The 9,331-nt window shown below is 66.2% G+C and carries 7 protein-coding genes; 2 read left to right on the top strand and 5 right to left on the bottom strand.

Annotated elements, in window-relative coordinates; all coding sequences use genetic code 11:
- Positions 1–159: 159 nt before the first annotated feature.
- From AC3XQU_RS13500 to AC3XQU_RS13485, 4 genes are all read right to left on the bottom strand, one after another.
- Positions 160–1,878: a methyl-accepting chemotaxis protein gene (locus AC3XQU_RS13500; RefSeq protein WP_489874672.1), complete on the bottom strand. Its 1,719-nt coding sequence runs from the start codon at positions 1,876–1,878 to the stop codon at positions 160–162.
- A 326-nt stretch (positions 1,879–2,204) separates the two neighbouring features.
- Positions 2,205–3,143: a MerR family transcriptional regulator gene (locus AC3XQU_RS13495; RefSeq protein ID WP_489874675.1), complete on the bottom strand. Its 939-nt coding sequence runs from the start codon at positions 3,141–3,143 to the stop codon at positions 2,205–2,207.
- A gap of 98 nt (positions 3,144–3,241) precedes the next feature.
- Positions 3,242–4,378: a PilT/PilU family type 4a pilus ATPase gene (locus AC3XQU_RS13490; RefSeq protein WP_489874671.1), complete on the bottom strand. Its 1,137-nt coding sequence runs from the start codon at positions 4,376–4,378 to the stop codon at positions 3,242–3,244.
- A 9-nt stretch (positions 4,379–4,387) separates the two neighbouring features.
- Positions 4,388–5,431 (bottom strand): type IV pilus twitching motility protein PilT, encoded by a 1,044-nt coding sequence (locus tag AC3XQU_RS13485; protein ID WP_489874670.1) that lies wholly within the window; start codon positions 5,429–5,431, stop codon positions 4,388–4,390.
- 78 nt (positions 5,432–5,509) lie between these two features.
- On the opposite strand from AC3XQU_RS13485, the gene AC3XQU_RS13480 reads away from it, so the two are divergent.
- Together AC3XQU_RS13480 and proC are read left to right on the top strand one after the other, a co-directional pair.
- Positions 5,510–6,211 (top strand): YggS family pyridoxal phosphate-dependent enzyme, encoded by a 702-nt coding sequence (locus tag AC3XQU_RS13480; protein WP_489874669.1) that lies wholly within the window; start codon positions 5,510–5,512, stop codon positions 6,209–6,211.
- Between the two features lie 18 nt (positions 6,212–6,229).
- The gene (gene proC, locus AC3XQU_RS13475; RefSeq protein ID WP_489874668.1) at positions 6,230–7,045 is read left to right on the top strand and encodes a pyrroline-5-carboxylate reductase; all 816 of its coding nucleotides are present in this window, start codon (positions 6,230–6,232) and stop codon (positions 7,043–7,045) included.
- Between the two features lie 47 nt (positions 7,046–7,092).
- Here the strand turns inward: proC and AC3XQU_RS13470 are convergent, their stop codons facing one another.
- Complete coding sequence (locus AC3XQU_RS13470) at positions 7,093–9,297, bottom strand: S8 family serine peptidase (RefSeq protein WP_489874667.1); 2,205 nt, start codon at positions 9,295–9,297, stop codon at positions 7,093–7,095.
- Positions 9,298–9,331 lie beyond the last annotated feature (34 nt).

Raw genomic sequence — 9,331 nt, 5'->3', positions numbered from 1 at the left:
TCGACAATCGATCAGATCATCGTTTGACCGCTCCAGAACTCGGCAGTTCAATTTCTACAGCTTGCAGTGACAGCGCCATCGACAACGGGGTCAGGTCCAGCATGCGGACCTGACCCCGTTTTTCGTTCCCGGGTGCTTTGCCGGCCTACCGCCCCGGCATCAGAAGGTTTCCCACTCCGTGTCGTTCGGCGCCTTGTGCGCGGCCTTGGCGCGGGTGGCGGGCGCCGCGCGCGGCGCATCGAGGCGCTTCGCCGGCTGAGTGCGTTTGGCGTGAGCGGCGCCAGGGGCGGGGCTGGCGGTCGCCCCGGTGCCGCCGCCGGCGTCGACCTTGAACACCGACACCAGGCGCGCCAGCTTGCCGGCCTGTTCCTGCAGCGATTCGGCCGCGGCGGCGGCTTCCTCGACCAGCGAGGCATTCTGCTGGGTCACCTGGTCCATCTGGCTGACCGCCATGTTGATTTGCTCGATGCCGGAGGTCTGCTCCTGGCTGGCGGAGGAGATCTCGCCCATGATGTCGGTGACGCGGCGCACGCTGGCCACGATCTCGTCCATCGTGCTGCCGGCGTTGTCCACCAGCTTGGCGCCGATGTCCACCTTCGAGACCGAATCGTCGATCAAGCCCTTGATTTCCTTGGCCGCCGCCGCCGAGCGCTGCGCCAGGGTGCGCACTTCCGAGGCCACCACGGCGAAGCCGCGGCCCTGCTCGCCGGCCCTGGCCGCTTCGACCGCGGCGTTGAGCGCCAGGATATTGGTCTGGAAGGCGATGCTGTCGATGACGCCGATGATGTCGACGATTTTCTTGGACGAGTCGTTGATCGAGGCCATGGTGTCGACCACCTGCGAGACCACCGTGCCGCCGCGCTCGGCCACTTCCGACGCCGAAAACGCGAGCTGGTTGGCCTGGCGGGCATTGTCGGCGTTCTGCTTCACGGTCGAGGTCAGTTCTTCCATCGAAGACGCGGTCTCTTCCAGCGAACTGGCCTGTTCCTCGGTACGTGCCGACAGGTCCAGGTTGCCGGTGGCGATCTGACCGGATGCCGAAGCAATGGCGTCGGTGCCGCGGCGCACGTCGCCGACGATCTGCGCCAGGCTGTCGCGCATGGTCTTCATGGCGTGCAGCAGGCTGCTGGTGTCGTCCTTGCGCACGGCGACATCGACGGTCAGGTCGCCGGCGGCGATGCGGGTCGCGATATCGCTGGCATAGGCAGGTTCGCCGCCGAGCTGGCGGGTCAGGCCGCGGGTGATCAGTACGCCCAGGCCGACGCCGGCGGCGGCGCTGCCCAGCACCAGCAGCAGCATCAGGCTGCGGCTCGACTGATACAGAGCGCTCGCCTCGGCGGCGGCGTTGGCGGCATTCTGCTCTTTGAGCTTGGTGAGCGCGGTCAAGGCATTGTCGACCGTATTGGCCACCGGGGCCACGTTCTTGAACAGGTAGTCGACCGAGGCGCGGTTTTGCTGCGGCGGCTCGGCCAAGGTCAGCTTGGTCACCTCGGCAAGCTGGATGTCGTACGCGCCGAGCATGGTTTCCATCTCGGCGAACTGGCGTTTACCGGTGTCGGTGTAGAACAGCGGGCGCGCCTTGTCGAGGTTGGACTTGAGCGAGCGGCTGGACTTCTCGACGTTGGCCAAGGCTGCAGCGCGCTCCGCCTCGGTCGAAACCAGCAGCGCATTGCGCATGGCGCGGGCGATATAGATCAGGTCGATATTGGCTTCCTTGACATACGACACACCCAGCAAGTCCTTTTCGTACAGGGTCTGGGTGCGGCCTGCCAGCGTGGACATGTTGTAGATGCCGATGGCTGCGACGATGGCGCCCAGCATGGTCAGGGCCATGAAGCCCGCGATCAGGCGGGTGCCGACTTTCATTCTGTTGAACATGATGAATCCAGAAAATAGAGGGTTCGCGCGCCATGGTGGTCTCCCCGCGACGCGCTGTTTATCGTTGAGTCTTCGCCCGTTGTCGGGCAGTCCGTCAATGCACGATATCAGTGCATGATGGCAGTGCCAAGCGGCAAGTAAATACCGTATGAGGGTGCAAGTTCACGATCCGGCTGCTTTGTACAGCACAGCACGCTTACCCGGAATGGGTGACCGGTGCACACTTAACGGACTGTGCAATACAAAGCGGTTCACCGACAACGAAAGGTGATTTTAAGTTGTTTCTTCGGCGCAACGAAAAGATGGCCGAAAGATATTGAACAGGTCTACATGGGACGCCGCAGCGCCGCCGGCTGGACGCGCGATGCCTGCCAGCGCTCCAGCGCTGGTTCGATCGCTTCGAGCGTATCGAAGGTCTCGATACCGCTTGCGGGCACGGCCCAGTGACGCGCGCCATCGCCGCCGATCCACAGCATGGTGGCGGGAGGCAGGGCGGTACGCAGCGCTGGCACGTCGTGCGCCAGGCTGCGCCGGGGGAAATACGAGCTGAAGGACAGGGCAACGATGTCGGCGCCCGTCTCGCGCGCCGCCGCGGTGACCTCCAGCAGTGGGGTATCGGTCCCGAGCGGGATACAGGCCGCCTCGAACGAGGCCAGCACCGCTTCGGCCATCAGGATGCCGAGGGCATGGGTTTCGCCTCCGAGAGTGGCGAGCAGGACTTTCGGGTGTCCGCCTTCCAGCAGGCGTACGGCGGCCAGTTCGGCCTGCAGCACCGCAGCGGCAAGTTGTCCGAACAGGTGCTCGCATCGCACCGGCAGCTGGCCGCGGTTCCATGCCAGCCCGACTTCGACCGACAACGGGGCCAGGAATTCGATGACGAAGCGGCGCAGCCCGAGTTCGAGCAAGCGGCGCCGGAACGAGGCGTGCAGTTCGGACAGGCGGTAGTCGCGCAGCAGGGTGACGACGTGCTGGTAGTGGGGTGCGGCGGCGTGGACGCGCGCCGTGCAGGGGGCGGCTGTTTCGATGGCGACCGCGCCCGAAAAGATCTTGCCGGGCCTGACACCCTGATCGATCAGGCGCCGCACGGCATGCAGGCGCTCGACCTGGTGCGGCGGATAGACGCGGTCGCCGTGGCGGTCGCGCGAGGGCTGGGGAAAGCCATAGCGTCTTTCCCACATGCGCAAGGTGGCCTGGCGGATGCCGGTCTGGCGCTCGACTTCGGTGATGGGCAGCAGCTCGCACGGGGGCGGCGACTCGTCGCGCATACTCACGTTGGCGAATCTCCTTGAATGGGGATCCACCATAACGGAAAACGGGGCGGAGGCGTCGCACGCCCTCCGCCCCATCCCGGTCCCGGCTAGGATCAGACGATCCCGAGGTGCTCCATCCCCGCCGAGAAATCGCGGTTCTTCGCGTGCTTGCTGTTGAGCTTGATGTTCAGGCGCAGGTCGTTGACGGAATCCGCATTGCGCAGCGCGTCCTCGTACGAGATCTTGTCCGCCTCGTACAGGTCGAACAGGGCCTGGTCGAAGGTCTGCATGCCCAGCTCGCGCGACTTCTTCATGATCTCCTTGATCTCATGGACGTCACCCTTGAAGATCAGGTCGGAGATGAGCGGGGAGTTCAGCAGGATTTCCATCGCCACCACGCGGCCCTTGCTTTCCTTCTTCGGGATCAGGCGCTGCGAGATCAGGCCCTTCATGTTCAGGGACAGGTCCATCAGGAGCTGCTGGCGGCGCTCCTCGGGGAAGAAGTTGATGATGCGGTCCAGCGCCTGGTTCGAGCTGTTGGCGTGCAGGGTGGCCAGGCACAGGTGGCCGGTCTCGGCGAAGGCGATCGCATGTTCCATGGTCTCGCGGTCGCGGATCTCGCCGATCTGGATCACGTCCGGGGCCTGGCGCAGGGAATTCTTCAGGGCCGCCTCGAAGCTGTCGGTATCCACGCCCACTTCGCGCTGCGTGATCACGCAGTTGCGGTGCGGGTGCACGAATTCGACCGGGTCTTCGATCGTGATGATGTGGCCGTAGCTGTTCTCGTTGCGGTAGCCGACCATGGCGGCCAGCGTCGTCGACTTGCCCGAACCGGTGGCGCCGACCATGATCACCAGGCCGCGCTTGGACATGATCACGTCCTTGAGCGTGTCCGGCAGGTCGAGGTCCTCGAATTTCGGGATGGTGGTGGTGATCACGCGCAGCACCATGCCCACGCAGCCCATCTGCATGAAGGCCGAGACGCGGAAGCGCCCCAGGTCGCCCGGGCTGATCGCGAAATTCGATTCCTTCGAGAGCTCGAAGCCGGCCGCCTGCTTGTCGTTCATGATGGCGCGCGCCAGGTCGTTCGTGTGCGTGGCGTTGAGCGGCTGGTTCGAGACCGGCGTCATCTTGCCGTCGATCTTGATCGCGGGCGGGAAGCCTGCGGTGATGAACAGGTCCGAGCCGCCTTTGCTGGTCATCAGGCGCAGCAGGTCGAACATGAATTTGGATGCCTGGTCGCGTTCCATCGCTGATCCTTAGCCGGGGAAGTTTTCGGGGATCTTCGCGGCGCCGCGGGCGGCGGCACTGGAGATCACGTTGCGGCGCACCAGGTCGGTCAGGTTCTGGTCGAGCGTCTGCATGCCGACGTTGCTGCCGGTCTGGATGGCCGAGTACATCTGGGCGATCTTGGCTTCGCGGATCAGGTTGCGGATCGCCGGGGTGCCGATCATGATCTCGTGCGCCGCCACGCGGCCCGAGCCATCCTTGGTCTTGAGCAGGGTCTGCGAAATCACCGCCTGCAGCGACTCCGACAGCATGGCGCGCACCATCTCTTTTTCCTCGGCCGGGAAGACGTCGACGATACGGTCGATGGTCTTGGCGGCCGACGAGGTGTGCAGGGTTCCGAACACCAGGTGGCCGGTCTCGGCCGCCGACAGCGCCAGGCGGATGGTTTCCAGGTCGCGCAATTCGCCGACCAGGATCGCGTCCGGGTCTTCGCGCAGGGCCGAGCGCAGCGCGTTGCTGAACGAGAGCGTGTGCGGGCCGACTTCGCGCTGGTTGATCAGGCATTTCTTGGAGTCGTGGACGAATTCGATCGGGTCCTCGATGGTGAGGATGTGGCCGTACTCGTTTTCGTTCAGGTGGTTGACCATGGCCGCCAGCGTGGTCGACTTGCCCGAGCCGGTCGGGCCGGTCACCAGCACCAGGCCGCGCGGGCGCATGGCCAGCTCGCCGAAGATCTTCGGTGCGTTCAGTTCTTCCAGCGACAGGATCTTCGAAGGAATCGTGCGCAGTACGGCCGAGGCGCCGCGTTCCTGGTTGAAGGCGTTGACGCGGAAACGCGCCAGGCCGGGAATCGCGAACGAGAAGTCGCACTCGAGGATCTCTTCGTACTGCTTGCGCTGGCCGTCGTTCATGATGTCATAGATCATGCCGTGCACGTCCTTGTGCTCCAGCGGCGGCAGGTTGATGCGGCGCACGTCGCCATGCACCCGGATCATCGGCGGCAGGCCGGCCGAGAGATGCAGGTCCGAGGCCTTGTTCTTCACGGAGAACGCGAGAAGTTCCGAAATGTCCATTTATAATCCCTGTGCGATGAGCGGCGCCCTGGCGACCTGCCGCGCTGCGACTCAAAATATTTCCTATAGAAAATCATTATGTCCATAATCGCCGCGAACTTGCAAGCTGTCGAAGCGACAATCAAGGCGGCCTGCGCCCTGGCCGGCAGGGGGCAAAACGAGGTGCAATTGCTGGCCGTGTCGAAGACCTTTCCCCCTGAGGCGGTGGTCGAAGCCATTGCCGCGGGGCAGCGCGCCTTCGGCGAAAACTACCTGCAGGAGGCGCTCGACAAGATGCAGGCAGTGGCGCGCCTGCAACCATCCATTCCGGTGGCATGGCATTTCATCGGCCCGATCCAGAGCAACAAGACGCGGCCGATCGCCACCAGCTTCCGGTGGGTGCACACGGTCGAGCGCCTGAAGATCGCGCAGCGCCTGTCCGAGCAGCGCCCCCCCGAGCTCGGGCCCCTGGACATCTGCCTGCAGGTGAACATCAGCGGCGAAGCCACCAAGAGCGGCGCCGGCGAAGCCGAGCTGCCCGAGCTGGCGCGCCAGGTCATGCAGCTGCCCAACCTGCGCCTGCGCGGCCTGATGGCGATCCCCGAACCGAGCACCGACCCTGCCCAGCAGCGCGCCGCCTTTGCGCGCCTGCGCAAGCTGTTCGAATCCCTGCGCGCCGGCGGCCTGGCGCTCGACACGCTGTCGATGGGGATGTCGGGCGACCTGCCGGCGGCGGTGCAGGAAGGCGCGACCATCGTGCGGGTCGGCAGCGCCATCTTCGGCGCCCGCCACTATGAATAAGTCCCATCAAGGAATCGAATGAAAATTGCGTTTATCGGCGGCGGCAACATGGCCACGGCCCTGGTCGCGGGCCTGGCCGGCCAACTCACCGGCGCCGGCAGCCTGCACGTGGTGGACCCGAATGTCGAGGCGCTCGATCGCCTGGCCAGCCAGTACGGGGTGAGCACGGCCGGCGGCATCGACGTGCAGGTGGCCGGCTGCGACATCGTCGTGCTGGCGGTCAAGCCGCAGCAGATGCGCGAGGTCGCAGCAAGCCTGAAGCCGCAGCTGGGCGGCCAGCCGCTGGTGCTGTCGATCGCGGCCGGCATCCGGATCGCCGACTTGTCGCGCTGGCTGGGAGGCTATCGGCGCATCGTGCGTTCGATGCCGAACACGCCGGCGCTGATCGGCATGGGCATCACCGGCATGGTGGCGCAGCCGGACGTCGATGCGGCGCAGCGCCAGGCCGCCGACAATGTCATGCGCGCGGTCGGCCAGACCGTGTGGCTGGACAGCGAAGAGCTGATCGACCCGGTGACGGCGGTCTCGGGCAGCGGCCCGGCCTATGTCTTCTACTTCCTGGAAGCGATGCAGCAGGCGGCTGTCGACATGGGGCTGGATGCGGAGCAGGGCCGCAAGCTGGCGCTGGCCACCTTCACCGGCGCCGCGCAGCTGGCGGCGCAGTCGAGCGATCCGGTGGAGCTGCTGCGCCAGCGCGTCACCTCGAAAGGCGGCACCACCCATGCGGCGATCGAGAGCATGGACGCCTCGGGCGTCAAGGGGGCGATCGTCAAGGCCATGCAGGCCGCCAGCGCGCGCGGGCGCGAGCTGGGCGACGAGCTCGGAAAGGATTGAACGCAAGGCGATGCGGCCCAAGCCGCATCGCCCAACGGCACGCCGGCTTACTTGCGGCCGATCGTCGCCTGCTTCACTGCGGCCTGGGCCCCATCGTCCACCGCGCGCACTTCCACCGTCCACGGCGCCTTGCCCGACAGGGTCACGGCTTTCGAGAACACCAGGGCCTCGCCCTGCTGCACGAAGCCCGATTTGTCGAAGGACTGCAGCACCTTGCCGTCGCTGGTCACGACCTTCACCTGCACCTCGGCCACGCTGGCCACGCCGTTGGCGTCCATCACCCTGGCGCCGATCGTGACCGGCTGGCCGCTGGCCACGCGGGTGCTGCCCAGCGTGAGTTCGGCGGTGGGCGGCACGTTGTCCGGCACCGTCACTTCATACTTGCCGGTGTAGTCGGTCGAGACCAGGTTCACGCGTCCATCCACCCGCACATGCCAGACGCCGGCCTGCGGGAACTTGACCTCGACCGAGCGGTATTTCTGCACCGTCGTCAGGCCGGCCGACTGGGCCGCGAAGCCCACGCCCGTAGCCGGGTCCACGCCCGGCGCGTACAGGCTGACGTACAGGTTGTTCGCTTCCAGCGCCCAGGCGGCATCGGCGAACAGCTTGATGGCGCCCGGTTCGACCGTGACCTTGTGCAGGCCGTAGCCGGTATTGGTCTGGAAGGAGTTGAGCGTGGCGGCGCCGGCATAGGTGCCGCTGGCCACGCGCATCGGGCCCGGATTGAAGCTCACCAGGTCGCCGGCCGTGACGGCGGCCGGGATGGCGCCGGCGTTCACGGCATCGACCGCCTTGCGCGCGTCGACGAAGCCGGCGCCCGCGTCATGGGTGTCGTAGCCGGCCATGACCTGCTTGTTGGCGGTGACCTCGAGCAGGCGGATCACGTCCAGCGGCGCCAGGCGCGCTCCGCCTTTCTTGTCCTGGGCCTGGTGCACCAGCGCGGCGATGCCGCTCACGTGCGGGGTCGCCATCGAGGTGCCGGAGGCGGCGCCGTAGTTGGTGCCGGAGGCGGTCATCGGATGCACCGGATTCTGGGCCGAGACGATGTTCTCGCCCGGCGCGACGATGGCCGGGCGGTCGATGCCGAGCGGCTTGGCGGCGTGGTCCCAGGCCGCCTGCTCATCGGCGCTGGCGGCCAGGAACAGCGTCAGGTTGGCCAGCGCCAGCTCGCGGTCGTGGTTGCCGTCCGGCCGCCCGCGCGACGAGAAGCCGGCCATGCCGTAGGCCTTGTTGGTGGCGCCGATGCCCAGCGCATACGGGGCGTTCGAATACGGGTTCATGGTGTTCGGACCCGCGCCGTCGTTACCGGCCGCAAAGATCGACAGGACGCCCTGTTCGAAGGCCAGGCGCGAGGCGACGTTGGTCGCCTGGTTCGGGTTGAAGGGCCCGTAGCTCGAGCTGCCCCATGAATTGCTGAGCACACGGATGTCGGCAACGCCGTCGCGCTTGCTGGCGATGACATGGTCGTAGGCTTCCAGCGTGAAGGGCAGGTTGATGCCGGCGCTGGCGCCGTAGCTGATGATGGTCGCCTTGGGCGCCATGCCGCGCAGGTTGCCGTCCGAATCGGCGCCGGTGCCGGCGATGGTACCGATGCAGTGGGTGCCGTGGCCGTATTCGTCGGTGTTCCATTGCGTGCCGATGCCGTCGATATGGCGTTCGACGATCGAGGTCCCCACATCGATGCCGTTCGGCGTGAGCGACACGTACACTTGGGTCGGATCGTTGCCGAGCGCGCCCGCCACCTCGTAGTTCTTCCTGACGTTGCCCATGTCGGGGTGCAGGCCGTCGGCGCCGGTGTCGATGATGGCCACCGTCACGCCAGTGCCGTCCAGGCCCAGTACGCGCTGCACTTCCTCGGCGCGGGTCATCGCGCGGCCTTCGGCATTGAGCAGGCGCTGGGTGCGGCTCGGCTCGATGAAGCGGGTCTCGGCCCAGCCGGCCACCTGGCCGATCTCGGCCTTGGTCAGCAGCACGCGCGCCATCGGCAGCACTTTATAGGTCTTGAACTTGCGGCCCAGGACCGAGAGCCGCGCCGCGCTCTCCTTCTTGTCGAAGACGACGATGACGTCGTAGTAGACGTTGGCGAGCTGCTTGTTCAGCTCCTGGGCAAACTGGCTGTCGGTCCTGGCCGAGGCGAGGGTGCCGGTGACGACCGGCACCAGGCTGGTGACGGCAGCGGTGGCGTGGCCCTGGGCGCCCAGGGCCATGACGAGTGCTGCAACGAGGGAAAAACGACGACGGGATGGTCTCACGATGATGCTCCTCTTGGTATGTTGTTGTCTCCGG

Source organism: Telluria sp. AZSoR62 (assembly GCF_058111565.1).
This window is presented reverse-complemented; position numbering and strand designations above follow the sequence as displayed.